The 25,859-nt window shown below is 68.2% G+C and carries 25 protein-coding genes; 18 read left to right on the top strand and 7 right to left on the bottom strand.

Features of this window, described 5'->3' with window-relative positions:
• Positions 1–69 precede the first annotated feature (69 nt).
• The 5 genes from ACWEO7_RS33155 to ACWEO7_RS33135 all read left to right on the top strand — a co-directional run bounded on the left by ACWEO7_RS33155 (position 70) and on the right by ACWEO7_RS33135 (position 5,946).
• Positions 70–1,140, top strand: coding sequence for a Gfo/Idh/MocA family protein (locus tag ACWEO7_RS33155; RefSeq protein WP_452429121.1), 1,071 nt, complete (start codon positions 70–72; stop codon positions 1,138–1,140).
• 90 nt (positions 1,141–1,230) lie between these two features.
• On the top strand, positions 1,231–2,121 hold the full coding sequence (locus ACWEO7_RS33150) for a bile acid:sodium symporter family protein (RefSeq protein WP_452429119.1): 891 nt from the start codon (positions 1,231–1,233) through the stop codon (positions 2,119–2,121).
• Positions 2,122–2,206: 85 nt separating this feature from the next.
• Entirely contained in the window at positions 2,207–3,922 is a 1,716-nt protein-coding gene (locus tag ACWEO7_RS33145; RefSeq protein ID WP_452429117.1) for a serine/threonine-protein kinase, read from the top strand.
• Between the two features lie 162 nt (positions 3,923–4,084).
• A complete protein-coding gene (locus tag ACWEO7_RS33140; RefSeq protein WP_452429115.1) occupies positions 4,085–4,876 on the top strand; it encodes a M50 family metallopeptidase in 792 nt (263 codons plus the stop codon).
• 146 nt (positions 4,877–5,022) lie between these two features.
• Entirely contained in the window at positions 5,023–5,946 is a 924-nt protein-coding gene (locus tag ACWEO7_RS33135) for a DUF5995 family protein (protein WP_452429113.1), read from the top strand.
• Here ACWEO7_RS33135 and ACWEO7_RS33130 read toward each other — a convergent pair whose 3' ends face one another.
• Positions 5,947–6,432 (bottom strand): gluconokinase, encoded by a 486-nt coding sequence (locus ACWEO7_RS33130; RefSeq protein ID WP_452429127.1) that lies wholly within the window; start codon positions 6,430–6,432, stop codon positions 5,947–5,949.
• A 343-nt stretch (positions 6,433–6,775) separates the two neighbouring features.
• Between ACWEO7_RS33130 and ACWEO7_RS33125 the strand changes: the two genes are divergently transcribed.
• Together ACWEO7_RS33125 and ACWEO7_RS33120 are read left to right on the top strand one after the other, a co-directional pair.
• Complete coding sequence (locus ACWEO7_RS33125; protein ID WP_452429112.1) at positions 6,776–7,942, top strand: PucR family transcriptional regulator; 1,167 nt, start codon at positions 6,776–6,778, stop codon at positions 7,940–7,942.
• A gap of 112 nt (positions 7,943–8,054) precedes the next feature.
• Positions 8,055–8,978, top strand: coding sequence for an LLM class F420-dependent oxidoreductase (locus ACWEO7_RS33120; RefSeq protein WP_450022931.1), 924 nt, complete (start codon positions 8,055–8,057; stop codon positions 8,976–8,978).
• Between the two features lie 3 nt (positions 8,979–8,981).
• Here ACWEO7_RS33120 and ACWEO7_RS33115 read toward each other — a convergent pair whose 3' ends face one another.
• Complete coding sequence (locus ACWEO7_RS33115) at positions 8,982–10,982, bottom strand: CocE/NonD family hydrolase (protein WP_452429125.1); 2,001 nt, start codon at positions 10,980–10,982, stop codon at positions 8,982–8,984.
• Between the two features lie 218 nt (positions 10,983–11,200).
• Between ACWEO7_RS33115 and ACWEO7_RS33110 the strand changes: the two genes are divergently transcribed.
• From ACWEO7_RS33110 to ACWEO7_RS33090, 5 genes are all read left to right on the top strand, one after another.
• Entirely contained in the window at positions 11,201–12,097 is an 897-nt protein-coding gene (locus tag ACWEO7_RS33110) for a dienelactone hydrolase family protein (protein WP_452429110.1), read from the top strand.
• Positions 12,098–12,210: 113 nt separating this feature from the next.
• Complete coding sequence (locus ACWEO7_RS33105) at positions 12,211–13,320, top strand: PQQ-dependent sugar dehydrogenase (RefSeq protein WP_452429108.1); 1,110 nt, start codon at positions 12,211–12,213, stop codon at positions 13,318–13,320.
• Between the two features lie 81 nt (positions 13,321–13,401).
• Positions 13,402–13,848, top strand: a complete 447-nt coding sequence (locus tag ACWEO7_RS33100; RefSeq protein ID WP_452429106.1) for a MarR family winged helix-turn-helix transcriptional regulator — start codon at positions 13,402–13,404, stop codon at positions 13,846–13,848.
• A gap of 2 nt (positions 13,849–13,850) precedes the next feature.
• Positions 13,851–14,273, top strand: coding sequence for an organic hydroperoxide resistance protein (locus ACWEO7_RS33095; protein WP_452429104.1), 423 nt, complete (start codon positions 13,851–13,853; stop codon positions 14,271–14,273).
• Between the two features lie 16 nt (positions 14,274–14,289).
• Positions 14,290–15,276: a zinc-binding dehydrogenase gene (locus ACWEO7_RS33090; RefSeq protein WP_452429102.1), complete on the top strand. Its 987-nt coding sequence runs from the start codon at positions 14,290–14,292 to the stop codon at positions 15,274–15,276.
• On the opposite strand, the gene ACWEO7_RS33085 is transcribed toward ACWEO7_RS33090, so the two are convergent.
• Together ACWEO7_RS33085 and ACWEO7_RS33080 are read right to left on the bottom strand one after the other, a co-directional pair.
• Entirely contained in the window at positions 15,264–16,823 is a 1,560-nt protein-coding gene (locus ACWEO7_RS33085) for a phytoene desaturase family protein (protein ID WP_452429100.1), read from the bottom strand. The two genes, ACWEO7_RS33090 and ACWEO7_RS33085, sit on opposite strands and share 13 nt — an antisense overlap.
• A gap of 94 nt (positions 16,824–16,917) precedes the next feature.
• Positions 16,918–17,499, bottom strand: a complete 582-nt coding sequence (locus ACWEO7_RS33080; protein ID WP_452429099.1) for a TetR/AcrR family transcriptional regulator — start codon at positions 17,497–17,499, stop codon at positions 16,918–16,920.
• An 82-nt stretch (positions 17,500–17,581) separates the two neighbouring features.
• Here ACWEO7_RS33080 and ACWEO7_RS33075 point away from each other — a divergent pair, with 82 nt between their 5' ends.
• Both ACWEO7_RS33075 and ACWEO7_RS33070 read left to right on the top strand, forming a co-directional pair.
• Complete coding sequence (locus tag ACWEO7_RS33075) at positions 17,582–18,844, top strand: YbfB/YjiJ family MFS transporter (protein ID WP_452429097.1); 1,263 nt, start codon at positions 17,582–17,584, stop codon at positions 18,842–18,844.
• Positions 18,750–19,394 carry an alpha/beta fold hydrolase gene (locus tag ACWEO7_RS33070; protein ID WP_452429123.1) on the top strand — a complete coding sequence of 215 codons (645 nt, stop codon included), beginning with the start codon at positions 18,750–18,752 and terminating at the stop codon, positions 19,392–19,394. The genes ACWEO7_RS33075 and ACWEO7_RS33070 overlap by 95 nt, the downstream gene beginning before the upstream one ends.
• A gap of 61 nt (positions 19,395–19,455) precedes the next feature.
• Here the strand turns inward: ACWEO7_RS33070 and ACWEO7_RS33065 are convergent, their stop codons facing one another.
• Positions 19,456–20,283 (bottom strand): class I SAM-dependent methyltransferase, encoded by an 828-nt coding sequence (locus ACWEO7_RS33065; protein WP_452429095.1) that lies wholly within the window; start codon positions 20,281–20,283, stop codon positions 19,456–19,458.
• Positions 20,284–21,044: 761 nt separating this feature from the next.
• Here ACWEO7_RS33065 and ACWEO7_RS33060 point away from each other — a divergent pair.
• On the top strand, positions 21,045–21,347 hold the full coding sequence (locus ACWEO7_RS33060) for a putative quinol monooxygenase (protein WP_452429093.1): 303 nt from the start codon (positions 21,045–21,047) through the stop codon (positions 21,345–21,347).
• Positions 21,348–21,728: 381 nt separating this feature from the next.
• On the opposite strand, the gene ACWEO7_RS33055 is transcribed toward ACWEO7_RS33060, so the two are convergent.
• Complete coding sequence (locus ACWEO7_RS33055; RefSeq protein WP_452429092.1) at positions 21,729–22,007, bottom strand: hypothetical protein; 279 nt, start codon at positions 22,005–22,007, stop codon at positions 21,729–21,731.
• A gap of 6 nt (positions 22,008–22,013) precedes the next feature.
• On the bottom strand, positions 22,014–22,643 hold the full coding sequence (locus tag ACWEO7_RS33050) for a hypothetical protein (RefSeq protein ID WP_452429090.1): 630 nt from the start codon (positions 22,641–22,643) through the stop codon (positions 22,014–22,016).
• A 59-nt stretch (positions 22,644–22,702) separates the two neighbouring features.
• On the opposite strand from ACWEO7_RS33050, the gene ACWEO7_RS33045 reads away from it, so the two are divergent.
• From ACWEO7_RS33045 to ACWEO7_RS33035, 3 genes are all read left to right on the top strand, one after another.
• Positions 22,703–23,374, top strand: a complete 672-nt coding sequence (locus ACWEO7_RS33045) for an SGNH/GDSL hydrolase family protein (protein ID WP_452429088.1) — start codon at positions 22,703–22,705, stop codon at positions 23,372–23,374.
• Positions 23,375–23,454: 80 nt separating this feature from the next.
• Positions 23,455–24,840 carry an MFS transporter gene (locus ACWEO7_RS33040; RefSeq protein ID WP_452429086.1) on the top strand — a complete coding sequence of 462 codons (1,386 nt, stop codon included), beginning with the start codon at positions 23,455–23,457 and terminating at the stop codon, positions 24,838–24,840.
• Between the two features lie 502 nt (positions 24,841–25,342).
• Positions 25,343–25,651 carry a hypothetical protein gene (locus ACWEO7_RS33035; RefSeq protein ID WP_452429084.1) on the top strand — a complete coding sequence of 103 codons (309 nt, stop codon included), beginning with the start codon at positions 25,343–25,345 and terminating at the stop codon, positions 25,649–25,651.
• Positions 25,652–25,859 lie beyond the last annotated feature (208 nt).

Genomic DNA, 25,859 nt, shown 5'->3' with positions numbered 1-25,859 from the left:
CCCGGGGACGCCGTCTCATTTCAGTCCTCGCAGGACAAGCAACAAAAGCGTTCCCCGGAGGTCCCAGCCATGAACGAAGGTAGTGCTATCAGCATCATCGAGGTCGCCATTGTCGGCTACGGCCTGGCCGGATCGGTTTTTCACGCTCCGCTGATCGCCGCGCAACCGCGGATGCGGGTCGCTGCCGTGGTGACCTCCTCGGAGGAGCGTGCCGAGCGGGCGCGCGCCGAACACCCCGGTGTGCGTGTGGTGCCGCACGCAGAGGAGTTGTTCGCCACGCCGGACGGCATCGGTCTGGCTGTGATCGCGACACCGAACCACACGCACGCGCCGCTGGCCAGGCAGGCGCTGGAGGCAGGGCTGCCCGTCGTGGTCGACAAGCCGCTCGCGGTCGCGGTGGACGACGCCGAAGATCTCGTCCGGCGCGCGGAGCGGTCCGGCCTCGCGCTGTCGGTCTTCCAGAACCGGCGCTGGGACGGCGACTTCCGGACGGTGCGGGAACTCGTCGAGACCGGAAGACTGGGCCAGGTGCGGCGTTTCGAGTCCCGGTTCGAACGGTGGCGTCCGGTGCCGAAAGGCGGCTGGCGGGAGGTCGGCACGGACGAGGAGGGCGCGGGCATCCTGCTCGACCTCGGCAGCCACTTGGTGGACCAAGCCGTGACCCTGTTCGGCCCGGTGGCTTCGGTGTACTGCGAGCTGGACCGGCGGCGGGAAGGGATCACCACCGACGACGACGCGTTCGTCGCGCTCACCCACAGCGGCGGTGTCCGCTCCCACCTCTGGATGAGCGCCGTCGCCCCGCACCTCGGCCCGCGTTTCCGGGTGCTCGGATCGGAAGCCGGGTATGTCACCTACGGGCTGGACCCGCAGGAGGAAGCACTCCGATCCGGTCGCCGCCCGGAAAACGATCCCCTATGGGGCACAGTCGATGCCGAGCGCTGGGGCGTGCTCGGCGCGGAACCGGACTTCACCCCCGTGCCGACCGCACCCGGCGCATACCCCGCGTTCTACACCGCCATGGCCGCCGCGCTGCTCGACGGCGCTCCGGTGCCCGTCGACCCACGCGAAGCCGTCACCACCCTGCGCCTGCTGACGAAAGCACGCGAGTCGGCGGCCCTGGGTGTGACCGTCACCGCTTGACCGGGGCTGGCCACCTTCGCCGCGACTCGATAACGTCGGTCCCCGGGATTGGATCGGCCGGTCCGGGCCGCCCTGCGAGAGGAGACCCGAATGGGTACAACGGTTTTCGCCGTGCTGCTGCCGCTGGCGCTGGCCTTGGTGATGTTCGGGCTCGGATTGACCTTGACGACCGACGATTTCGCGCGCGTGCTGCGGTATCCGAAAGCGGCGGTGATCGCGCTGGCGTGCCAGATGATCCTGCTGCCCGCGGTGTGCCTCGGCCTGATCCGCCTGTTCGGACTGGAAGGCGCGCTCGCGGCGGGCATGCTGCTGCTCGCGGCGTCGCCGGGCGGAGCGTCGGCCAACCTGTTCAGTCACGTCGCCGGCGGCAACGTGGCGCTGAACATCACACTCACCGCGATCAATTCGGTGCTCGCGGTATTCACCGTGCCCGTGGTGGTGGCGCTGTCCTACGCCTTGTTCCTGGACGGCGAGGGTTCGATCGGACTGCGGCCGGACAAATTCGCGCAGGTCTTCGCCATCGTGCTGGTGCCCGTCGCGATCGGCATGGTGGTGCACCGGCGGTTCCCGGAGTGGTCGCGGCGGATGCGCGGTGCGGTCAAGATCCTGTCCGTCGTGGTCCTCGCGCTGGTGATCGCGGCCGGAGTGGGCTCGAACCTGGACATCCTGACCGAGCACATCGGAGAGCTGTCCGCGATCTGCCTGACCTTCGCCGTGATCAGTCTGGCCGTGGGCTATTTCCTGCCCCGGCTGTTGCGGGTGGAAGCCGATCAGGCGATCGCCTCGGCCATGGAGATCGGCGTGCACAACGCGGCGCTCGCGATCGCCGTCGCCGCTTCGGTATTGGACAACGACACCATGGCCGTTCCGGGCGCGGTGTACGGGGTGCTGATGAACATCCCGGCGGCGATCGCCGCGTATCTGCTGGCCAGGCGGGCGCGGCGAGAGCAGCCCGCGCCCGCGCCGAGCATGGCGGGTTAGCCCGGGCAGTTCGCCGCGCGGACATGGGCGGCCCCGGTGGGTAGCCTCTCGGAGGGTCGACGCCACGAAGGGAGCCAGCTGCGCGATGCAACCGCTCGGCACGAACGATCCCGCCCGGATCGGGGACTATCGCCTGCTCGGCGTCCTCGGTGCGGGTGGCATGGGCCGGGTCTACCTCGGCCGGAACCCGGGAGGGCGCACCGTCGCGGTCAAAGTCATCCGCCCGGACATGATCGACGCCGAATTCCGGCAGCGCTTCCGGCGCGAGGTGGCCGCCGCGCGCCGGGTCGGCGGACAGTTCACCGCGCCGGTGCTCGACGCGGACGTCGACGCTGATCCCCCGTGGCTGGCCACCGGTTACGTGGCGGGATTCTCGCTGGCCGACGCGGTCGAGCGGTACGGACCGTTCACCGAGAACGCGCTGCTCGTGCTGGCGCACGGGCTGATCGAGGCACTGACCGCCGTCCACCGGGCCGGTGTGGTGCACCGCGACCTCAAACCGTCCAACGTTCTGCTGGCCCTCGACGGTCCCAAGGTGATCGATTTCGGCATCGCCCGCGCCGTCGACGACAGCAAGCTCACCACGACCGGAAAAGTCATCGGCTCACCGGGATTCATGTGCCCGGAGCAGGTAACGGGCGATCCGGTCGGCCCACCCGCGGACGTCTTCGCACTGGGCGGCGTCCTGGTGTTCGCGGCGACCGGCCACGGACCGTTCGGCGTCGGCGAGACGGTGCAGATGCTGTGGCGGGTGGTGTACGAGCAGCCGCAGCTGGATGACGTGCCGGAGCGGCTGCGCCCACTGGTGGCCGCCTGCCTGACCAAGGACGCCGCGGCTCGCCCGACTCCGGACGAGCTGTTCGCCCAGCTCACCGCACTGGGCATCCCCGACCGCGGCGGCTGGCTGCCCGCGCCGGTGCTCGAGGAGGTCGGCCGCCGCGCGGTCGAGCTACTGGACCTGGACTCCGGCGTATTCGACCGCAGCCACTTCTCCGCGCCCACGGATCGGGCGCGTCCGGCCGACACCGTGGTCCGCCCCGCGCCACCTACCGATCCGCGGTACGCGCAGGGCGATCCCGGACGGTCGGCACACAAACCGACGCACTATCCCGGCTCGCCGCAGGCCGCTGCCGCGTCCATGGGGCAACGGATTCAACCAGCCGCGCAATACGATTCGCCCGGCGGTCCGGTCACCACCCCGGCACCTCGCGCACACAGTCCGAACCGCGCCCTGCTGGTCGCGGGAGCCCTCGTCGTCGGCATCGCGGTCGCGGTGGCGGCGTTCGTGGTCGGCGCGCAGCTACGGCGCGATACCGCGAACTCGATCGCGCAGACCGCGACGCCGACCCACAGTGATTCTCCGACGTCCACCACCCGAGCCGGCGGCGGCGATGCTGCGACGGCTACCGCCACGCAAGCCGGTGACAGGACGCCGACCAGCGCAGGCCCGTCGGGCGCGAGCGTTCCGAACGCACTTGTCGGCGAATGGCAGGGCGTCGCGCGGGACATTCTGGGCAGCTACGACATCGTCGTGCGGATCAATCCGGGGAACGTCGGCGAGCAGGTCGGAGAATCGACCAATACCGGCAGATTCGCGCATCTGCAATGCGGGCGGTCCGAAACGCTCACGTCCGCCACGGCCAACGGTGTGGTGCTGACCGCCAGACTCACCAAGGATCCCGGCGGCTGCAACGATGACGGCGCGACGTCCCGGTTGGAGTTGCGACCTGACGGGACGCTCTCGTACCGAACCCAGGGTGTGGCAGGGGAGATGACCGGCACCCTCGATCGCACCGGCTGAACGGCGCGGGCGACTGATTCAGGGGCGACGAGCGGCGCACCGCAGGCCTTCGGCCCTCCACGACAGGACGCGGCGAGGCGAGCCGCACGCGTTCGGCTCCGACGTCCCAGCGTCGAACCCATGCCCCGAGCGCGGTCGTCCGCAGGCGGTTAAGGTGCGGCGGTGGACAGAGCGGAATTCTTCGAGCGCGGCGCTTCCATCGCCGATCGTCTGACGACGACGCAAGCGCAGCCGCCGTGGTGGCTGGTGGTGGCGGCCGCGGTGGCGGCGCTCGTGCTGGTGGGTTACACCCCGATCTGGCGGTTGACCCGCAATATCGTCACCATCGCGCACGAAGGCGGGCACGCCATGGTCGCCCTGCTGACCGGCCGCAAGCTCAACATCATCCGACTGCATTCGGACACTTCTGGGCTCACCGTGTCGAGCGGGAAACCCTACGGCCTCGGGATGATCCTCACCACCATGGCCGGTTACCCCGCACCGCCGCTGCTCGGTCTCGGATTCGCCGCGCTGCTGGGCGCGAGCCGGATCACGCTGATGCTCTGGACCGCCATCGTTCTGCTCGCCGCGCTGCTGATCAAGATCAGGAATGTCTACGGCGCCATCACCGTGCTCGGCCTCGGCGCGGTGGTCTTCGTGGTCTCCTGGTTCGGCACCGACACGCTGCAAGCGGGATTCGCCTACCTGGGGGCCTGGTTCCTGCTGTTCGCCGGGGCACGGCCGGTGCTGGAGCTGCAACGAAGCCGCTCCCGGCAGCAACGTGCCCGCTATCACGAGGTCGACTCCGACGCCGATCAACTCGCCCGGCTCACCCGGCTGCCCGGCCTGCTGTGGGTTTTCGTGTTCGGCGCGATCGCCGTGGGTTCGTTGTCGCTCGGCGCGTGGCTGCTCGTCTCCGCCATCGCCGAAGTCTGCCTGCCGGGCGCGCCCTCCGGGTCCTGCTTCGCTCACTGATCGCCGCGCTGCGCGGTCCGGTCGGTTCGGTTAGGCTTCGAACTCGCCCTGCGCCAGCGCCTTACCTACGGCAGTGGCGCATCGCCGATGCGCACCCGCTTCGGCCGTCCGACGCAAGTTCGCGATTCACGACCTCCGGAGCCAGCATGGCGAACATTCTCGCGCGCACACCGATCAGCACTGCGCGACACCGATTTTCGATCCTGGCCATGGCCGTCACCGCGCTACTCGCCACGATTGCGCTTCACCCGGCCACAGGGCTCGCCGCGACGGCCGACACCGCCTGCGGCACACCCTTGACCCAGGACGAGACAGCCGCGATCGCGCGGCTGTCCGACACCGGGGCACCGGCGGGTTCCTCGCTGTGGCAACTGGAGCAGGCTATCGACCGGCACCGGCAGATCACCGAAATCCTGGTCCGCCACCGTGACCTGCGCGGTGTGTCCGCCTTGGGGCTCGACGCCGTCGAGCAGGCCGCCGTACTACCGCTCCAGCGCGATCCCGCGTCGTTCGACGACCCCGAATGGGCGCACCGGATCAGTCTCGAGCTGCTGTCGCGTTTCCTGCGCGCGCTGCACGCGGAATTCACCGGCGCACCCGCCGAACCGCACTGGGCGCACTACTTCGAGCTGACCCGTCGCTGCGAGTTGCCCCCGGCCCGAGTGGCGATGGCCGGTTACGACGCGCATCTGACCGTCGACCTGTCCTATTCCGTCGCGGCGGTCGGCAGCACCGCCGCCAACGCGCGCGATTATTTCCGCATCGTCGACTCGATCGCCCGGCAGGGCGCGCTGATCGTCGACGAGACCAAGGCGTTCTACGGCGGTGACCTGGGACCGCTGTGGCGCTTCTACTTCGTCGGGGAGGGCTTGGACGCGGTGCTCGGCCGAGGCGTGGCGACCGGTCCGTTGCTCCGGCTGGCCGACGCGGGCGCCAACGTCGTCATCTTCGCGAACGGGATCGCCTTGCAGGACCCGGCGGCGGCACCCGCCGTCACCGCCGAGATCGACGCTTTGTGGCGCGGGCTCGATCTCGGTTTCGATCTCCTGTCCGGCCTCGGCGGCCTCTGACTACCGCTTCAGCGCCGCCACGACGTCCCGGATCACGTCCTCGGGCGGTCGTGTCGCGTCGAGGGTGGCGCCGCGCTCGTCGGCCGCGAGCCGCTCCAGCGTGGCCAGCTGGGAATCCAGCAGGCTCGGTGGCATGAAGTGCCCACCGCGGCCCGCCATACGGCGCTCGAGTTCCTGCCGTGGCACGTCCAGATGCAGGAAGAACGCGTGGGGGGCCGAGACGCGAAGCCGGTCGCGATAGATCCGTTTCAGCGCGGAACACGTGACGACGGCTCCCTTCCCTGATCGCCCGGCCATCCAGGCGGCCAAGGCGTCGAGCCAGGGTGCGCGGTCGGCATCGTCCAGCGGCGTCCCCGCCGCCATTTTCGCGACGTTCGCGGGCGGGTGGAAATCGTCGCCGTCGGCGTACTCGACCCCCAATACGTCGGCCAAGCGGGTACCGACCGTCGTCTTTCCCGAACCCGACACCCCCATCACGACAATCATCGGCACATCGCGCACTCGAACCTTCTTCCCTGAAGGTGACGGATCTTCGTGCCGCATTGTCATCCGCAACAACGTAGCGGCTGATTGCTTCGTCGGCCCGTGCAGTGACGATTCGCGCCGCCGCCGATACATTTCAAGGACCGAGACTGTGCGATGTCACGAACTTCTGTGAATTCGAATTCGGCTTCGTATCAAGCCATTTCGTGAAACGCGCGGACGACTGGATGGGAAATACCGAATGTTTGCGACGACGCAAGGCACCGGCCTGGTCCGACATCCGAACCGCGACCGCGCGCTCGACCCACAGATGGTCGGCGGCGGAGGCGGTCGCTGAGGGACCGGCATGCCACCCACACGCAGCACCGCCGAGCCCGTCCCGGCCACCGAACACATCGTGCGACACCTGCTCGGCATCATTCCCCGCCGGCACGTCGAACAAGGAAATCTGCTGCGGGAGGAGATCCGCGCCACCGTCGCCCACTGCCTCGACCTGGTCACTTCCCTCGGCCCCGCACAACCGGCCCGCACGGTCGGCATCTTCGCGGCCGCCACCCGGTGGGCCGGCGTCGGCGTTCGCATGGACACCGTCCAGCATCTGGTCCACGAAGGTTTCCGCCTGTATCTCGATGAGTACCTGGGTGATTCGAACACACCGCGGCACAACGACATACGCAGGCTCTTCGACGCCGTCCACGCGGTCACCACGACCGTCTCGCTCGCCTACCTGTCCGTCGCCCCCGCCGACGAGCAGACCGCTCCGCACGCCGTCGCCGTCGCACTGCTGCGCGGGCACCACCCTGCGAAGGTCTACCGGGAGTACGGCATTCCGGTCGCCGACCGCTACACCGTGCTCGCCGTGGCGGTCGACCGGCCCACCGAGGAGAATCCCGGCCGCCCCGCAGAAGGGCACAGCATCCGGCAACGCATGCAACTCTGCCTCGCGGTGCACTGCGGCAGGCACGTGCCCAGCCTGCTCAGCGCGATCGGCGGAACGATCCTGGTACCCGCGGCGCCGGCCGCCGCGGACCGCCTCACCGACTTGGTCGCCGCGCTGGCCGCGGTGGTGCCCGCGCCGCTCACCGCCGCCGCCATCGCCGCCGAGGCCGAGCAGATTCCCGGCGCCGCCGACCAGGCGCACGAACTGCTCGACATGGTTCGTCGCCTGCAGAGCCCACCCGGCCTGTACCGCTTCGAGGATCTGGCCCTCGAATACCAGCTCACCCGGCCGGGTCCGGGACGCGACCGGCTCGCCGCCCTGCTCGATCCGCTGGAGGGGCATCCGGAGTTGGTCGAAACCCTGCGCGAACACATCCGCAACGACTTCAACCGCAGGCGCACCTCCCGGACGATGTATCTGCACCCGAACACCGTCGACCATCGACTCAAGCGCATCGGCCGCCTCACCGGCTTGGACACCGCCGTTCCGCACGCGCTCTACCGATTGCGCGCCGCCCTCATCGCACGGACCTACACGCAACCGCCGCCCGGGCCCGAACGGACCGCGCGATGATCTCTCAGCGACCGCATCACCGGGCCGGCCGCGCTCGAGCAGCTCCGCAACTCGAGCGGGCAGCCGCGAACGCCCCGATTCGCCTTCCGGCCGACCGACTAGGGTCATTGACATGGAACTACGCATCTTCACCGAGCCGCAGCAGGGTGCCAGCTACGACACCCTGCTCACCGTCGCCAAGGCCACCGAGGACCTGGGCTTCGACGCGTTCTTCCGCTCCGACCACTACCTGAGCATGGGCGGCGCCGACGGGCTGCCCGGCCCCACCGACGCCTGGATCACCCTCGCCGGTCTGGCCAGGGAGACCAAGCGGATCCGGCTGGGCACCCTGGTCACCGCCGCCACCTTCCGGCTGCCCGGCCCGCTGGCGATCCAAGTGGCGCAGGTGGACCAGATGTCCGGCGGCCGAGTCGAATTCGGTTTGGGCAGCGGCTGGTTCGCCGAGGAGCACGCCGCGTACGGCATCCCGTTCCCCGCCGACAAATTCGCCCGGCTGGAAGAACAGCTGGCTATCATCACCGGCCTCTGGGCGACCAAACCCGGCGACACCTTCAGCTACGACGGAAAGCACTTCCAGCTCACCGACTCCCCCGCCCTGCCCAAGCCGGTGCAGGACCCGATCCCGGTGGTGATCGGCGGGCAAGGCGCCACCCGCACCCCGCGGCTGGCCGCGCGATACGCCTCCGAGTTCAACATGCCGTTCTCCTCCATCGAGGACAGCACGCGGCAGTTCGACCGGGTGCGCGCCGCCGCCGAGGCATACGGCCGCGCCGCCGACGACCTGGTCTACTCCAACGCGCTGGTGGCCTGCGTGGGCGCGAACGACGCCGAAGTGGCGCGCCGGGCCGAGGCGATCGGCCGCGAGGTGGACGAGCTGAAGACCAACGGCTTGGCCGGCTCACCCGCCGAGGTGGTGGACAAGATCGGCCGGTACGCCGAGATCGGCACCAGCCGCATCTACTTGCAGGTGCTGGATCTGAGCGATCTCGAGCACCTCGAGCTGATCTCCGCGCAGGTGCAGTCGCAGTTGTCGTAGCGCTCAGTCCAGCGGACGGTTGGTCGGCACCACGACGAAGCTCGGCGCCGACGGGTCGAGCTTCAGGTGCTGCGGCTTCAGTTCGGTGTTGTTGAGCATCGGCCGGAAGGCCAGCGCCTTCGGCGAGTTACCCGCGAAGACGTCGATCCGCAGCCGGTGGCCTGGTTGCAGCACCGCTTGGGTGGGAATCACCGCGATGTCCAGCGCCACCGGCTCACCGGGTACGACCGGCCGCACGCTGTCCAAGGTGATCGGATTGAACGGTTCGGTCAGGTCGCCGGTCGGTGTGCGACTGCTCTTCTGCTCGTCGACGGCGCGCAGCGAGGCGGTCAGCTGCCCGGTGGACAGCACCTTCGAGCTGCCGTCGGGCGCGACGTCGTTCATGGTGACGCTCCAGTAGCCGTCGGTGGCGTCGTGCACCGCGTTCAGATGCACGTTCACCGGCCCCGAGATGACGGTGGGCTCGGTCGTCGGCGCGCTGGTGAAGGTCAGCGCGTTGCGCTCGGCGATGCGTGAGTCCTTCGCGCACACGTCCAGCACCGCCGCCATCCCGGCGGAGCCCTGCGCGGTGTCGCGGGAACACGCCGAGGCGACGCCGGGCGCCACCGTCAGCGTCTGCCGTTCGCCGGGAGCGGTCATCGTCAACGATCCGTCGTACACGGCCTTTCCGGCGGTGCCGCTCGGCTCGGCCGACAGATACACGCGGCGGTGGTTGAGATCTTTCTGCGGGAACTGGCCGAGAGAGATCCAGCCGCCGCCTTGTTCCCACACGGTGATCGGCCCGAAGTCGCCCAAGCCGTGGTCGGTGTCCTTCAACCACTTGTCGAACCAGATGCGCTGCAACACGTCCAGCCGCGGCGGCGCGCCCGGAATACCGGTTCCCGCACCGGGATTCGCATGATAGGTGTCGCCGACGACCAATTGTTTCCGTCCCGCGGGCAGCGGAATCGCGTTGTACAGCTTCGTCGCGCTGTTGGCGAAGATGTCGTGCCAGCCGCCGTAGACGAAGGTGGGCACCGTGATGCGCTCGGGGTGACCCTCGATGCCGCGCCGGAAATAGCTGTTCTCGTCCAGCGCGTCGGCCAGCGCGGGCGGCACGTGGTCGAGCGACGGTGTGAGCAGCGCCTGGGCAAGCAGATCCACGTTGCTGGCCGGATCGGACATCCGTTCCTGCAGCCACCCCCAGTCGAAGGTGCCCTTCAACATCGACTGCACGTCGGGAATCAGCTTCAGCTGGTTGACCGTGCTGAGCCACATCGGAAGGAACGTCGTCCCCACGCCGCCGCCCGGCGCGACGACGTCGCGCATGAGGTCGCTGCCCGGCTCCACCGGGAAGATCGCCTGCAACGGCGCGGGGGCGTTCTCGGCGGCGCGCAGCTGGTTGATTCCCGAATAGGAGCCGCCGCTCATCCCGACCCGGCCGTTCGACCAAGGCTGCGCCGCCGCCCACTCGATCACCTCGCGGGTATCGAGCTGTTCCCGCTCGCCGAGGGTGTCCCATGCTCCCTGGGAGAAACCCGTACCCCGCACGTCCGCGACGACCTGGGTGTATCCGGCGCGGATCAGATCGCGATCCAGACCGAGCACCGTTTGCACGGTGCCGCCGTCGACCGCGTGCAGCAGATCGCCGAAACCACTGACCGGCGTGCGTGACAGATTCACGCGATTGACCAGCCGCACGGTCAACGGCTGCAACCCGGGCACCGCGAGCGCCGTGTCGATCAGGTTGGTCATGAGCTTGGTGTACGGCGTGAGGTTGACGATGGTCGGCAGCGGCTGCCGCTCCACCTCGCCGCCCTCCTTCACCGGCCGGTAGACGTTGGCCTTCAACACGACACCGTCGCTCATCCGGATCGGCACATCCCAGTCGATGTGCACGTCGGCATACGGCTGGGGACCGTCGTGCAACGCCGTCCACCGCACACTGTGGGCATCGATCGACGGCTCCGCGGCCGCGGGCACCGACACGAATCCCACGGTCGCCGTTACCGCGACCATGGCCATCGTCCGGATCGCCCTGATCGTCGTTCGTCTCACGCCATGCCCCGCTGCCATCTCGCTCCCTCGACCGGTGTGCGGACCGACCATCGATCGCCTGACTGGGCGACAACGTAGCAATCTTCCGGCGAATTACGCGGGAGGTGCGGTCGGGCCGGTTTGTCGCGAGCGAACAGACGGTGAACGGCGCGTCGCCACCGACGACGCGGCTTAGGGTGGGACACATGACGCCGCTGCAGCGATACATCGCGGAGGAGATCGCGGCCGACCACGCCGACGGCTTGGTCACCCGGCGGGAGGCACTGCGCAGGCTGGGGCTGATCGGGCTCGGCGCCACGGCCGCCGCCACCCTGCTGGCCGCCTGCGCGAACTCCGACACCGGGATCACGGATTACTCGCCCTCGCCCACGTCGCCCCCGACGCCACCCGGATCCGCCACCGCTCTTCCGACGAGCGCCGTCACCTTCGCCGGTCCTGGCGGGACGCTGCAAGCCGCGTGGGCGGCGGCGCCGCAACCGCGGGGCGGAGTGCTGGTGATCCACGAGAACAAAGGTCTCACCGACCACATCCATTCGGTGACAGGGCGTTTCGCGGGCGCAGGATATTCCGCCCTCGCGGTCGACCTGCTGTCCGCACGAGGCGGAACCGCGACGTTCGCCGATCCCGCCGAGGCGACCGCCGAGCTGAGCCGGATCCCGCAGGACCAGCTCGTCGCCGACTTGCGCGCCGGGCTGGACGAACTTCAGCGGCGGGTCGAGGGAAAGAAGCTCGGCGCCACCGGTTTCTGCTTCGGCGGCGGCCTGACCTGGTTGCTGCTGGCCTCGGGCCCGTCCCCATTAGCCGCGGCGACACCGTTCTACGGGCCGTTCCCGGACAACGGCGATCTGACCGCGTCGAAAGCCGCGGTGCTCGGCATCTACGCGGCGGCCGACGCCCGCGTGAACGCCTCCCGGGCCGCCGCGGAAGCGGCACTGGCCCGTTCGGGCAACCCGCATCAGATCTTCACCGCCCCCGATGCCGACCACGCATTCTTCAACGACACCGGTCAGCGGTACAACGCCACGGCCGCCACCGAGGCTTGGCGGCGCGTATTGAACTGGTACGGAACGTATCTCGGCTGATGCTTACGGGATCGGGCCGTTCCCTCCGCGTCCGGAGCCCCTTCGGTGGCTCGGATTGCGACCGGTGGTTCCGATGGTCCGCCCGGCACGCGCGCGCTTGCGACAGCAGGCTTGTGGCACCGAGACGGTCCCATACCCGCACGACCATCGCCGCCCTCCTGCTCGGCGCGGTGCTGACGGCCTGCGGAAACGACAGCTCGACCGAACCGAGGAGCACACCCCCTGCGACGCGCACCGTCGCGCCGAGCAATCCCGCCGGACGACCCGATCTCGACGCCGCCGAGGAAATCGCCGGGAACCTCGACGTGCCGTGGGGGCTGGCCTTCCTGCCCGACGGCGCGGCGCTGGTGGCCGAGCGGGACTCCGGACGGATCCTGCGCATCGGTGCGGGCGGTGCGCCCGAACAGGTGTATCAGGTGCCGGGCGTCACCGCCCGGGGCGAAGGCGGACTGCTGGGGCTCGCCGTCGCGCCGGACTACGCCGAAAGTCGTTATGCCTATGCCTATTTCACCGCCGATACGGACAACCGGATCATCCAGTTCCGGCTCGACGGCCCACCGGAGGTGCTGGTGGCCGGGATCGCGAAGGCCGGTAATCACAACGGCGGGCGAATCGCGTTCGGGCCGGACGGCATGCTCTACGCCGGGACCGGCGACGCCGGGCAATCCGGACGATCGCAGGATCCGGCCAATCTCAACGGGAAGATCCTCCGTGTGACTCCCGAAGGCAGCCCGGCTCCGGGGAATCCGTATCCCGGCTCGCCGGTCTACAGTCTCGGCCACCGCAACGTGCAGGGTCTGGCATGGGACCGCGACGGGCGATTGTTCGCGGCGGAATTCGGGCAGGACCGGTTCGACGAGATCAATCTGATCGAACCCGGCCACAACTACGGCTGGCCCGAGGTCGAGGGGGCGGGCGGCGCCGACCGCGGCTTCACCGATCCGCTGCTGACCTGGACCACCGCGGAAGCCTCACCGTCGGGGATCACCATCGCCGGGGACACCCTGTACGCCGCCGCACTGCGCGGACGTCGGCTGTGGACCGTGCCGGTCGCGGACGGCCGCACCGGTGCACCCAGTGCCGAATTGCGCGACCGGTACGGCCGGTTGCGCACCGTGGCGGTCGCGCCGGACGGAGCGTTGTGGCTCACCACCTCCAACACCGACGGCCGGGGCGAACCGGTCCGCGGTGACGACCGCGTCCTCCGTTTCCCGGCTCGCTGAGCCGTGCCCGCGGCCTGGTAGTGACGAGCACCACGGGCACTTAGGTTGTGCACAACTGAATTGCCCACTACATTATTGCTCATGACCGATCACCTCACCCTCGACGAGCAGCTCTGCTTCCCGCTCTACGCGGCGTCCCGGGCGATGACCGCGGTGTACCGCCCGAAACTGGAACGGCTCGGGCTCACCTACCCGCAGTACCTGGTGATGCTCGCGCTGTGGGAGCGCGACGAACGCAGCGTCGGCGACGTCTGCCATGCGCTCGACCTGGATTCCGGCACGCTCTCCCCGCTGCTCAAGCGGCTGGAGGCCGGGGGCCTCGTGGAGCGGCGGCGATCGGCGTCCGACGAACGCCGCGTCGACATCCGGCTCACCGACCGAGGACGCGCCCTGCGCGCCGAGGCGGGCGACATCCCGGCCCAGATGGGCAAGGCCAGCGGCTTGTCCATGGACGACATCGCCGCATTGCGCGACATCCTGCGCCGACTGACCGATTCGCTGAAATCTCAGCTGAACGAAGGAGAATAGACATGCCGATCCTCTACACTGCCGAGGCCCTGGCCAGCGGCGACGGACGCAACGGCCGCGCACGCACCACCGACGGCAAGCTCGACCTGAATCTCTCGGCTCCCAAGGAAATGGGCGGCGACGGCTCGGGCACCAATCCCGAGCAGCTGTTCGCGGCCGGGTACGCGGCCTGCTTCCATTCGGCGCTGCGCCTGGTCGGCAAGCAGGTGAAGGCGAACATCGACGACTCCGCGGTCGGCGCCAAGGTCGGGATCGGGCCGAACGACGCCGGCGGCTTCGGCCTTGCGGTTACCCTGGAGGTATCGCTCCCCCATCTGTCCAGGGAGGACGCGCAAGCGCTCGCCGACAAAGCACACCAGGTCTGCCCGTATTCCAACGCGACCCGCGGCAACATCGATGTCCAGGTCCTCGTAGCCGAGGACTGATCGAGAAGGAGCGGATATGCGTGCCGTAGTCATCGAACGGTTCGGTGAACCGAAGGATGTACTGACCACCGCCGAACGCCCGGTCCCCGAGCCCGGCCCGGGCGAGGTACGACTCGCGCTGATCCTGTCACCGATCCACAACCACGATCTGGCGATCGTGCGTGGCGTGTACGGCTACCGGCCCGAGCTGCCCGCCATCCCGGGTAGCGAGGCGGTCGCGCGGGTGGACGCGGTGGGTCCCGGCGTCACCGACATGTCGGTCGGACGGCGCGTGGCGGTGTCCGGTGCGATCAATGTGTGGGCCGACTACTTCGTGGTCCCGGCCCGCCAGGTCATCCCGTTGCCCGACACGATCTCCGACGAGACCGCGGCCCAACTACTGGCCATGCCGTTGAGCGCGCTGATGCTCATCGAGGACCTCGGGCTGCGGTCCGGCGAGTGGCTGGCGATCAACGCCGCCAATGGCGCGGTCGGCAGGCTCGTCAACGTCTTCGCCCGGCAGCGAGGTCTGCGCGTGCTGAATCTCGTGCGCGGCTCCCGCTCCGTCGCGGCGCTGCGGGAACTCGGCGACGAGCCGGTGCTCGACACCGAGAGTGAAGGCTGGCGCGACCAGGTCGACGCCGCCACCTCCGGTGCGCCGATCGTCCGGGCCGTCGATCAAGTGGGCGGTCGCGCCGCGGCCGACGAACTGGCGTTGCTCGCGCCCGGCGGTCAGCTGATCTCCTTCGGCGCGCTCTCGGGCAAGCCGATGTCGCTCGATCCGGGCAGACTCATCTTCGGCCAGACCGTGGTCAAGGGCTTCTGGGGCGCGAAGCGGATCGAGGAGATCGGCGCGGACCAGCGCGGACGGCTGATCAGCGAGCTGATCGATCTGGCCGCTCGCGGTGAGCTGCGGCTGGACATCGAAGCCGCCTACCCGCTGGAGGCCGCGGCGGACGCCGCCGTCGCCACCGAGACGCCGGGCCGCGCCGCCAAGATCGCGCTGCGGGGTCAGCCCGCCTGACCGGCGTTCAGCACGGCCATCGCGGCATTGTGCCCGGGAATGCCGCTGACGCCGCCGCCCCGGATGGCGCCCGCACCGCACAGGAACACGTTGCGGTGGCCGGTCGCCACGCCCCAGCGGGCGCCGGGGTCGGCCGGGTCGGCGTCCTCGGGGAGGTAGGGGAAGGCCAGGTCCCGGTGGAAGATGTGTCCACCGGGCAGGCCGACCTCGCGCTCGAGTTCGATCGGCGTCTTCGCCTCCAGGCAGGGCGCGCCCTTCTCGTCTCTCGCCAAGCAGTCCGCGATCGGTTCGGCGAGCACCGAATCGAGTTGCCCCAAGGTCGCTTTCACGAACTCGTCTTTCGCCGACGCGTGGTCGGCGGCGAAGAGTTTCGCGCGAGCGTGTAGTCCGAACAGGGTGAGCGTGTGCGCACCCTGCGCAGCCAGGTCAGGTGACAGGATCGTGGGGTCGGTCAATGTGTGGCAATAGGTTTCGGCGGGCGGCGCGGACGGAATGCGGCCGATCGCGGCCTCGCCGTAGGCGCGGTCGAGTTGGGCGTACGACTCGCCGATGTGGAAAGTACCGGCGAATGCTTCCCGTGGCTCGACTTCGGCGTCGCGCAATCGCGGGAGGCGGCGCAGCAGCATATTGATCTTCAACTGCGCACCCTCGGGCTTCGGTGGCAGCGGCTCGCCGAGCAGCCCGGCGAGCGTATACGGCGCGACGTTCGCCAGGACGTGGCGCGCTCCGATCTTCCCTTCTTCGTAACCGACTTCCGCTGTGTCGCCGTCGGTTTCGATGCTCGTCACCGCGCATTCGGTGACGATCTCCGCGCCCGCCTCGCGCGCGGCCGTGGCCAGTGCGTCGGTGAGCGCGCCCATGCCGCCGATCGGCACGTCCCAGTCGCCGGTGCCGCCGCCGATCACGTGGTACAGGAAGCAGCGATTCTGCCGCAGCGACGGATCATGCGCATGGGTGAACGTGCCGATCAGCGCATCGGTGAGCACCACGCCGCGCACCGTGTCGTCGGCGAAGGTCGACTCGATCGTCTCACCGAGCGGCCGCTCGAACAGCGCCTCCCAGGTGGCCGCGTCGTCCACGATGTGCCGTAATGCCTCCTTCGACACCAGTGGCATGGTCAGTGTCGGAAAGACCCGCCGGGCCAACTCCCCCGTGGTCTCGTAGAACCGCTGCCATGCCCGGAACTCCCTATCCGAGCCGGTCAACCGCGCGAAACTCGCCTCCGTCCGGGCCTGCGCCGACGAGACCAGCAGACCACCCTGCCGTACCGGCGTGTAGGAGGAGACCGCCCGCCGCCGCGTCTCGAACCGCAAGCCCAAGTCCGTCACGATCGACCACGGCAACAGGCTCACCAAATACGAGTACCGCGACAACCGCGCGTCTACGCCCGCGAACACCCGCTCGGATACCGCCGCCCCGCCGGTATGCGGCTGCCGCTCGAGCACCAGCACCGACCGCCCGGCCCGAGCCAGATACGCGGCGGCCACCAACCCGTTGTGGCCGCCACCGACGATCACGACATCGTAGAAGGAGCGCGTCGGCGTCATCTCTTCTCGATAGCACGAATCTACGCTGGACGACAGCGACCCGGCCGACAGCGGCCATGCCATCGGGGTCCGCCCCGCGATGTGAGGAGTCCGCTCAGGTAGCCGCGGTGAGCAGGGCTGCCGCCGCGGCGCGAGCATGCCCGCCGACACCGGCCGGGCCGTGCATCGCCGCGACGACGGTCGCGCCCTCCACCAGCATCAGCAGCTGACGGCCCAGCGAGACCGGGTCCTCGGCTCCGGCGCGGGCGGCGATGCCGGTGAAGAGGTCGAGATAGCGCTGCAGGTGCCGCGCGGTGATGGCCCGCACGTCGTCGTCGTAGTGCTGAGCCGACGCGTTCACCATGGCGCAGCCGCGAAAGGCCGGTTGTGCGTACCACTCGCCGAGCGCGTCGAAGACCGCGCCCAACTGCTCGGCGGGGTCGTCGCCGGCCGACTCCACCGCACTCGCCAGCCACCCACACACCTTTTCACTGCGCGACTCCAGCATCGCTTGCACGAGCCCATCTTTGGTGCCGAAGTGGCGATACAAGGTCTCCTTGGACACCCCGAGCCGCGCGCACAGTTCGGCTACACCGATTCCGTCGAGGCCGCGCTCGTACAGCAGCGGTTCCGCCGCTTCGAGGATGGCGGCGCGGGTGCGCGCCGGGTCTATCGTCGAGCCTTTGGCTACTGGCATACCTAGATGGTAACGACTGGTTCGATCATCTGCTAGCATTCGAGGTCGTACCGATCGGTTCGACCTCGGAAGGCCCGCGTGAATGACCCCGATATGGCAAGCCGCACGCCTCGCCCTCGGCACCGCGTCGGCATTGGGATTCGCACGGTTCGCATACGGCTTGCTGTTACCCGCCATGCGAAACGACCTCGGCTGGAACCTGGCCGATGCCGGAATGCTCAGCACCGCGAACGGACTCGGCTATCTCGTCGGCGCCGTGGCGACACCCGCAGTGGTTCGCCGCCTGGGCACGGCAGCCGCGTTCCGCACCGGGATGACGCTGACCGCAACGGCGTTGACCTCCACCGCCGTCGGCAATGACCATCTCTTCCTGCTCGCGACCAGAGCTGTGGCCGGGGCGGCGGGTGCGGTCGTCTTCATCACCGGCGGCGTCATCGCCTCGCATATCGCCACGCACGCGTCATCCGGCACGCCCATCGCCGTCTACTTCGCGGGCACCGGGGTCGGCATAGTCCTCAGCGGCACAACCGTGCCGCTGGCGGGGGATCACTGGCGGATGGCGTGGGTCGGCCTGGGTATCGCCGCAAGCCTTGCGGCCCTGGCGAGTTGGACCGCCACCCGCGTCGACTCACCGGCTCCACAAGTCGCCGGACGCGCGCACCTGCGGTCACTGTGGCCGACAGCGCTCGCGTATCTGCTGTTCGCGGGTGGATACATCACCTACATCACCTTCCTGTCGGCGTACCTGGTCGATCGGCACGCCTCGACACTCGAGGTGATGTCGGCCTGGACCGCGATGGGACTCGCCGTGGTCGCGGCACCTGTTCTGTGGAGCCGCCCCATCAGCCGCTGGCCCGGAAGCAGAGCGCTGTGCGTCCTGCTCGCCGTCTTGGGCGCGGGCGCGGCACTGGCGCTGGTTACTCCCGCACCGCCGGTCCTGCTCGCCTCCACCGTCGTCTACGGGGCGACCTTCATGAGTGTCCCCGCGGCGGTCACGGCCTCGGTCAAGAACAACACCGCACCGGTCGATTGGACCGCGACGCTGGCGGCCTTCACGACGGTGTTCGCCGTCGGGCAAACCGCAGGGCCGTGGATCGCCGGGACTCTCGCGGATCACACATCCACCAACTCCGCACTCGCGTTCACAGCGATCGCATGCGTCGCCGCGTCGGCGAGTGCCGCCATCTCACCCCCTCGCTCCCCCGACCAGAAGGAGAACGACAATGACGACTTTCGTCCTGATCCCCGGCATGTGCCACGGCGGCTGGTGCTTCGAGCAGCTCACCGAGCAGCTGCGTACGCGCGGCCATCGCGTGCTTCCGCTGACCCTCACCGGAGTCGGTGAGCGCGTTCATCTGCGCCACGGCGTGAATCTGGACACTCACATCCAGGACGTCACCGCCGCGCTGGCGGCCGAGAACGTCACCGACGCCGTCCTGGTGGGACACAGCTACGGCGGCATGGTGATCACCGGCGCCGCCGATCGCGCGGCGGCCCGGGTGGGCGCGCTGGTGTACCTCGACGCCGTGGTTCCCGGGCACGGGGACTCTTGCTTCACACTGGTTTCCGACGAAGAGCGGCGGTGGTACCTCGACGTGGTCGACACCGGCGACGCGGTCCGCCCGCTGCCCTTCTTCGATCCGCGAGCCACAGCGCACCCACTCGCGTCGGTTCTCCAACCACTCGCGCTCACCGGGGATCTCGGCCATATCCGGCGCAGGGATTACGTCTACGCGGCCGGATGGGAAACCCCCTCGCCCTTCACCGCCACCTACCAGCGATTGCGGGACGACGCCGGGTGGACGACCCACGCGCTCGACGGCGGGCACAACCTGATGCGGGACGCTCCGGAGGACCTGCTGCGCATACTGCTCGACGTCGCAGAATCGCACTGATATTCGGCTGATTCAACGGGTCGGCCTCGTGGGACAACCCTCGGCCAGATCGGTCCCGACCTCACTCGAGGCGCTGTCCGACACGCAGGACGCTCAGATAACGGCGTGATGCCCGGTCGCCCATCCGTGTACGGATGCGCTCGGCGATGGCGTCGAGCAGGGGCTCACGGACGTCGCGGGCGAGCCTGCGATACAGCGACGTCGAGCGAAGGAGATCAGCGAAGCCGTCTCCGTCGAACCACTGAACTGTTGGGTACCAACGCACGATCGTCGGGCCGAACAATGCTCCGGGATCCTCGACCAGGCCCCAGCCCTCATCGGTGGCGCGCACGTCATCCTCCAGTGGTGGATGACCCCAGCCAGGGTTGCCGGGGCAGAACCGCTCGTGCAGATCGGCAGTTTCGGCGTAGACCTCCGGCTCGCCCGGCCTGCGGACGACGACGTTGCCGAGCAGCGCCATCCAGCCTCCGGGACAGAGCACATCGTGGGCTCGCCGCCAGCCGATCGACGGGTCCACCCAATGCCACGACGACGCGGCCACCAGGGCGTCGAAGCGTCGGCCGCGGTCGTCCCACTCCTCGAACGTCGACGTCTCGACTTCGATGTCGCGGAAACCGGCGACCCGCCTGCGGGCGACTGCGGCCATGTCCGGCCCCGGCTCTATGGCGGTCACCGAGCAGCCGAGCGCTGCCAGCGAGCGCGTCGCCTGACCGGTACCGCAGCCCACCTCCAGCACCGCCGACCTTTCGGTCACGCCGGTGATGTCGCAGAGGTCAGCGAACAGCTCGTCAGGGTATCCCGGCCGGACTCGGTCATAGAGCTGCGGCACCTCGTTGAACACTCGGCCGAGTTCGTCTCGATTCGGGTCCGTCTTCCGATCGTCGGTCACGAACGGACAAGCTACGAGGCGCACCCACCCAGTCGCCACCGGTTTACCGGCAGCCGATGACGTATTGCCGCGGAAGGTTCGAGCAGTCCCGCCGACCACGGGCGACGCCCGCTGATCCAGCACGACCTTGCCCGGACCGTGCGTGGCCGATTCCCTTCGGTAGCCACGGCACGGACGGATTCCTCTGCGATACATGGCACGTGTCACACGAATTCCGATGCGAACCGGCGTATGACAATATCGAGGACGGTGAACCATGAACGAAGAAAATATCGTTCAGAGTGAGATCGGCCGAATTCTCGGCCCGGGTGAGAATGTGCTGTAGGGATCTTCGTCCTGGTCGGTCTTTACTTCCTGCTGGGACGTCTAGTTGTCGACGCCCAGCGTAGGGCGCACACCTTCTACGCTGTGTCGAACAAGCGGATAATAATCATCTCGCGCTTTTTCGGAACAAAGGTGCAGACGTTCAATCCACGTACCCTCGAATAACGGCGGGCACAACCTGATGCGGGACGCCCCGGAGGACCTGCTGCGCATACTGCTCGACGTCGCCGAATCGCACTGACGTTCGGGCGATCCAATAGGTCGGTCTCGGCGTGCCAACCTTCGGCCGGACCACCTCCGATCGGTCCCCCTGCACACCCACGCTCCGGCGTGGATGGCAAGTCGACAGTCGTCGCGCACGAGAACACGGCGTGTTTATCTCGCCCCGGCACGGGTAGGCCGTCCGTTCGAAGCGTGTACCAACCGAAGGAGGGATCATGGTACGAGTGGGTCTGCTGGTCCGGGTACATGCAAAGCCGGGCAAGGAGTCGGAAGTAGCGAAGTTCTTGACAGACGCGCAGGCGATCGTCGAGCAGGAGCCCGACACCCGGGCCTGGTTCGCCGTCCAGTTCGATGCGTCCACGTTCGGCATCTTCGACGTGTTCCCCGACGACGCCGGCCGGCAAGCCCACCTGGCCGGCGGCGTGGGCACCGCACTCGGGCAGCGCGCCGAGGAACTGTTCACCGTGTCGCCTGTGATCGAGAACGTCGACGTCCTCGCATCGAAACTTCCGACATGATCCCGGGCGCATAGGCAGGACACGAGAGGCGACGGCGAGGGTTCTCTCGCCGTTGTCGCGACGCGGTCCGGGTCCGCCGGGAAAGTCCGAGTCCGGGCTGCGCCTGGCCACCTTCACCGGTGGTTCAATTCGGCGCGTCGAGGCGAATGAATCGATATCGCCTCTCAGTCCGACTCCCTTGCCATCGCGGTGCACAGGAGCCGGACCCTGTCTTGACAACCCGAGCATGCTTCCACTGCTCACCGTGGCCAACCCGTTCAGCTGCGACCTCGGCAGCCCGCACCATGCACGAGCCCAACGCTGCGTGTTCGCTGAACGAACGCATCGGTGCAGCCTATTCGCGACACCGAAAGTCTCGAGCACACTGACGTGCGTAGGCGTTCAGGCTGTGCCATCGCTGGAACCGGCGATCTCGTCCATCAGCATCCGCAAGGTCAGGGAGTGTTTCTCAGGCGGAAGGGCGTCCATCGCGCTGCGTGCGGTCCGAACACCTTCGGCTCGATCGCCCGCTCTGACCAGCATCAGACCGCGATGCATCTCCAGATGCGTTGCGAATCGGGGCAACTCGGCCGGAAGCTCTCTTCGCGCCTGCTCTTGCGAGGCGACCGCCAATTTCTCATCGCCGAGCCGCGCAGCGAGCAGCGAGAGGAACACGTTCATGCGCCATCACGGAACGGCGTAGTCGGAGGTCTGCTCGTAGGACCCCGATTTGTCGAACACCCGGCGTCCCTCTTCGACAAGAGCGCGCCCCGTCTCGCCATCACCTCGCAACACTGCCGCATGCGCCTTGCCCATGATCGCATTGAGCCGACCCAAGCTCGGCTTGTCCGACAACGCCAGCGCCTGGTCGGCGAAAAGATCGGCGACTCCCAACGCCGCACCCTCGTAGCCGAGGGCTATGGCCGCACGCCCCCGCACCCACACGCGGGTCTGCTCATCCTCGGAGCGGTCTGCGGCTTCGGCGGCCATCCGGTACCAGGTGACCGCCTTGGTGCCGTCCGACCCCGGAAAAGTCTTCGCGTACAGCGTCATGAGCCGGGCAGCAGCTCCCCACAACTGCGGACTGTCCAACTGCTGTTGCAGGATCGCCAGGTCAACGGCCAAGCGCCGCTGGATATCCGCCGCACCGAGTGACATGTAGTCGGTGCCGTAGGCGCTGAGCTTCTCCTGCCACGCCTCGATACTCGGCCCGGCATGATCCAGTCGCGCCGAGAAACCAGCAGCCAGCAGATCGGACGCCACTATCGGCGCGACGCTGGTCGCGGCCACCTGAGCCAGGAGATGCCGTCTGTTCATGCCTTCGTCCTCGAACAACGACTTGATAAAAACATACGGTCGACCGTATATTCTCCTGCATGGAGCACAACGTCTTCACCGAGGAGACCGACCCGTTCTGCCTGGACCAGGCGGATGCCGTGGCATTGCTGGCCGAGGCCCCGTGGGGCAGGTATGCCGTTGTCGGCGACAGTCTTTCGGCGGGAACCGGCGATCCCACCCCGGGCTACCGAGATCGGGGCTGGTCGGATCGGGTTGCCGATGTCCTGCGATCCGTCCGGCCGGATCTGGATTACCTCAACGTCTCCGAGAACGGGGCGACCACCGCCCAGACGCTCGAGAAGCAGGCGGCCCGCATGCTCGAGTTCTCCCCCGACCTGCTCCACCTGCCCTGCGGTGCCAACGACATCGTGCGGCGCAGGCCGGATTTCGGCGAGATAGAGCGAACGCTTCGGCAGATGTACGACCTGGCGAAGGGGACCGGCGCCCTGCTGACCACTTTCACGCTCGGCAGAGCGTATGACGTCCCGGTCTTCCCCGACTGGACGGAGCGGGTCGCCGCGGTGAACGAGATCGTGCGCGGGCTCGCTTCGGAATACGACGCCATCGTGGTGGACATGTGGGACCACCCGGTCAACGACCGCGACAACCTGCTCAGTGCGGACGGTATCCACTTCTCGACGTCGGGTCAGGCCGTCATGGCGGCCGAGGTGGTCAAGAAGCTGGCCGATTCCCTGGGCACCGACAGATGAAGAGGTCTCTTATCGTGGCGAGTAGTCAGCAAGCGGCCGATCGGCCGGTAGTGGCCGCGGAAGCGAATGCGATTCCGTGGGTGACGATATCGATTCTTCTGACCGCCCTGTTCATGGCGGTCCTCGACTCGTTCATCGTCGTGGTGGCCGACCCCTCGATCGCGGCGGACCTGCACGCGTCCGACGGCGATGTCCAGTGGGTGCTGGCGGGCTATCAACTGAGTTACGCGGTCTTCATCATCACCGCTACTCGCCTGGCCGACATGTACGGCCGCAAGCGGATCTTCCTTCTCGGGGTGGCCCTGTTCACTCTGTCATCGGTCGCTTGCGCGCTGGCACCGAACGCGGGCAGCCTGATCGCAGCACGTGTCGCCCAGGGCCTGGGAGCCGCCCTGATGGTTCCCCAGGTGTTCGCGTACGTCACGGTGCTGGTACCGGCGGCGAAGCGGCACAGCGTATATGGCGTGCTCGGCATCGTCATGGGTATGGCCACCATCGGCGGGCAGGTCATCGGCGGGCTGCTGATCGGCGCCGACCTGTTCGACTCCGGCTGGCGCCTGGTGTTCTGGGTGAACGCGCCGATCGGAATCGCCATGCTCTTGCTCGCCGTGCGCTACGTGCCGGAGACAGACTCGGTCACCCGCAAGCTGGACGTGCCCGGGGTGCTGGTGCTCAGCGCGGCACTCTTCCTGCTGGTACTCCCACTCATCCAAGGGCAGGAGGCAGGCTGGCCGGGGTGGGTCTGGGCGTGCTTCGCGGGCAGCGCGGTCGCGTTCGGCTCGTTCGTCACGATCGAGCGACGCCTGGAACGACGAGGCGGGGATCCGCTGGTACCGCTCACGCTGTTCGGACAGCGCTCGTTCTCGCTCGGGATCGTTCTCGTCCTCGCGCTGTACGCGTTGATCTACTCGTATTACCTGGCCTTGTCGGTGACGATGCAGCAAGGCCTGGATATGTCGGCGCTCGGCGCGGGCCTGGTCTACACGCCCGCAGCCATCGCATTCTTCGTGTTCAGCATGGTGGCGGGCCGAATCATCCCGAAATACGGCCGACGTGTCCTCGAGATCGGGGCGCTCGTATTGGCGAGCGGTTACCTGGCGACCGGCCTTCTGCTGGTGTCCGGCCCGCGAATCACTCCGCTGCTCGTGATCCCCACCCTCGTACTGCAAAGCGTCGGTGGCGGACTGGTCATCACCCCGGCGCTGAACACGGTGCTGAGCCGCGTGAAGCCGGAGTCCGCCGGTGTCGCGCCGGGGGCTTTGTCGACGGCCCAGCAGTGCGGCGGAGCTCTGGGCGTCGCCGTTATCGGAGCGATCTACTTCAGCTCGTTCCATCCCACGGAAGTCGGCAGGGTTGCCGCCGCGGGCCACGCCTTCGCCGTCGCATCCTTCGCGACGTTCGTCATAGCGGTCATAGCGGGCATCGTCGTCTTCCTGCTTCCGAAGCAGCCCGCAGTCCAAGCCTGAGTGCGCGGATCACCGGTCGTGGTCAGGGCTGCCGGAGTAAGCGGGTTCGGCCGTAGCGACGTCCGGGCAGATCGGCTGCCCGGACGGCCAAGATGTGCGGCAGTGCCCCGGCTCCACCGTTCGATTCCAGAACCGGAACCGCACGATGCGGGTGGACCATTTCACGCCCGGTATCGGGTTCAAGAGTCGGAACATACGGCGTGCGTTGGCGGGCACCGAGCGCACGACCTCGATCAACCCCTGCGATCCGTCGCGCTAAGTAATGCAAGATTCATAGCCAGAAAGCAGACTAACGGATGACGCCGGATGAATCCCACCCTGCACCACAACGAAGGGCTTCGAAGGTCGAACGACGAGGCAATGGCGTTTAGACGAGCTGCAAACCTGCCGAAACCGCAGGGGAAGCCAGGGTCGAGGCACAGACATTCCCTCCACAATCTCGCGCACAGCCGGACGAACTCTCGCTATTATGTGAACGCTAATTCTTCAACATAGGAGCGCAATGATGCGTACCCCCCTTCGCCTCGCCGCCGCCTCGGTCGCGGCGGTGACCCTCCTCGTCACCGCCGCCGGTGCGACGGCCGAACCGATCAGCTCCGCCCCGGGGACCGCTGTCGCGGCCGGAACCGGCTCGTCGGCGGTGGATTCCGGGGCGGCGGCGGCACAATCGGCCGTGTACTTCCTGCAGCGTGGTGACGTCATCGGGATTCTCGTGCTCTTGGTCACCGCGCCCTTGCAGATATTCACCGGTGGCGTCTGTGATCTGGCCACCGGGTCGGCGCTTCCGAGTCCGTGCGCTACACCGAGGTGAGCGCCCGTCGGCGTATCCGTGTCGGTACGTCGCGGCGACTTCAGGACGCGCCCTGACCGCCACCGGACGGAAAAGACCCCGCCCGGCGGTGCGGCCGGACGGGGTCGGGTGTCCCCCTAAGGGTTGTCCCGTAAGTCCGACGCGGTGATGACGACCTGGACCCGGTTACGGTCAGCGGGCGTGGGCGAGGTTGGCCAGAGTGGCAACT

The sequence above is a fragment of the Nocardia sp. NPDC004260 genome, assembly GCF_053603155.1.
Note: the sequence above shows the minus strand (reverse complement) of the source record. Positions and strands in the feature narration are given on the sequence as shown.

Bases quoted from the DNA above. Each gene is read 5' to 3' on its own strand.
- ACWEO7_RS33155 (WP_452429121.1), top strand. From the start codon at position 70: ATGAACGAAGGTAGTGCTATCAGCATCATCGAGGTCGCCATTGTCGGC.
- ACWEO7_RS33150 (WP_452429119.1), top strand. From the start codon at position 1,231: ATGGGTACAACGGTTTTCGCCGTGCTGCTGCCGCTGGCGCTGGCCTTG.
- ACWEO7_RS33145 (WP_452429117.1), top strand. From the start codon at position 2,207: ATGCAACCGCTCGGCACGAACGATCCCGCCCGGATCGGGGACTATCGC.
- ACWEO7_RS33135 (WP_452429113.1), top strand. From the start codon at position 5,023: ATGGCGAACATTCTCGCGCGCACACCGATCAGCACTGCGCGACACCGA.
- ACWEO7_RS33130 (WP_452429127.1), bottom strand. From the start codon at position 6,432: ATGATTGTCGTGATGGGGGTGTCGGGTTCGGGAAAGACGACGGTCGGT.
- ACWEO7_RS33125 (WP_452429112.1), top strand. From the start codon at position 6,776: ATGCCACCCACACGCAGCACCGCCGAGCCCGTCCCGGCCACCGAACAC.
- ACWEO7_RS33120 (WP_450022931.1), top strand. From the start codon at position 8,055: ATGGAACTACGCATCTTCACCGAGCCGCAGCAGGGTGCCAGCTACGAC.
- ACWEO7_RS33115 (WP_452429125.1), bottom strand. From the start codon at position 10,982: ATGGCCATGGTCGCGGTAACGGCGACCGTGGGATTCGTGTCGGTGCCC.
- ACWEO7_RS33110 (WP_452429110.1), top strand. From the start codon at position 11,201: ATGACGCCGCTGCAGCGATACATCGCGGAGGAGATCGCGGCCGACCAC.
- ACWEO7_RS33100 (WP_452429106.1), top strand. From the start codon at position 13,402: ATGACCGATCACCTCACCCTCGACGAGCAGCTCTGCTTCCCGCTCTAC.
- ACWEO7_RS33095 (WP_452429104.1), top strand. From the start codon at position 13,851: ATGCCGATCCTCTACACTGCCGAGGCCCTGGCCAGCGGCGACGGACGC.
- ACWEO7_RS33090 (WP_452429102.1), top strand. From the start codon at position 14,290: ATGCGTGCCGTAGTCATCGAACGGTTCGGTGAACCGAAGGATGTACTG.
- ACWEO7_RS33085 (WP_452429100.1), bottom strand. From the start codon at position 16,823: ATGACGCCGACGCGCTCCTTCTACGATGTCGTGATCGTCGGTGGCGGC.
- ACWEO7_RS33080 (WP_452429099.1), bottom strand. From the start codon at position 17,499: ATGCCAGTAGCCAAAGGCTCGACGATAGACCCGGCGCGCACCCGCGCC.
- ACWEO7_RS33075 (WP_452429097.1), top strand. From the start codon at position 17,582: ATGACCCCGATATGGCAAGCCGCACGCCTCGCCCTCGGCACCGCGTCG.
- ACWEO7_RS33070 (WP_452429123.1), top strand. From the start codon at position 18,750: ATGTGCCACGGCGGCTGGTGCTTCGAGCAGCTCACCGAGCAGCTGCGT.
- ACWEO7_RS33060 (WP_452429093.1), top strand. From the start codon at position 21,045: ATGGTACGAGTGGGTCTGCTGGTCCGGGTACATGCAAAGCCGGGCAAG.
- ACWEO7_RS33055 (WP_452429092.1), bottom strand. From the start codon at position 22,007: ATGAACGTGTTCCTCTCGCTGCTCGCTGCGCGGCTCGGCGATGAGAAA.
- ACWEO7_RS33050 (WP_452429090.1), bottom strand. From the start codon at position 22,643: ATGAACAGACGGCATCTCCTGGCTCAGGTGGCCGCGACCAGCGTCGCG.
- ACWEO7_RS33045 (WP_452429088.1), top strand. From the start codon at position 22,703: ATGGAGCACAACGTCTTCACCGAGGAGACCGACCCGTTCTGCCTGGAC.
- ACWEO7_RS33035 (WP_452429084.1), top strand. From the start codon at position 25,343: ATGATGCGTACCCCCCTTCGCCTCGCCGCCGCCTCGGTCGCGGCGGTG.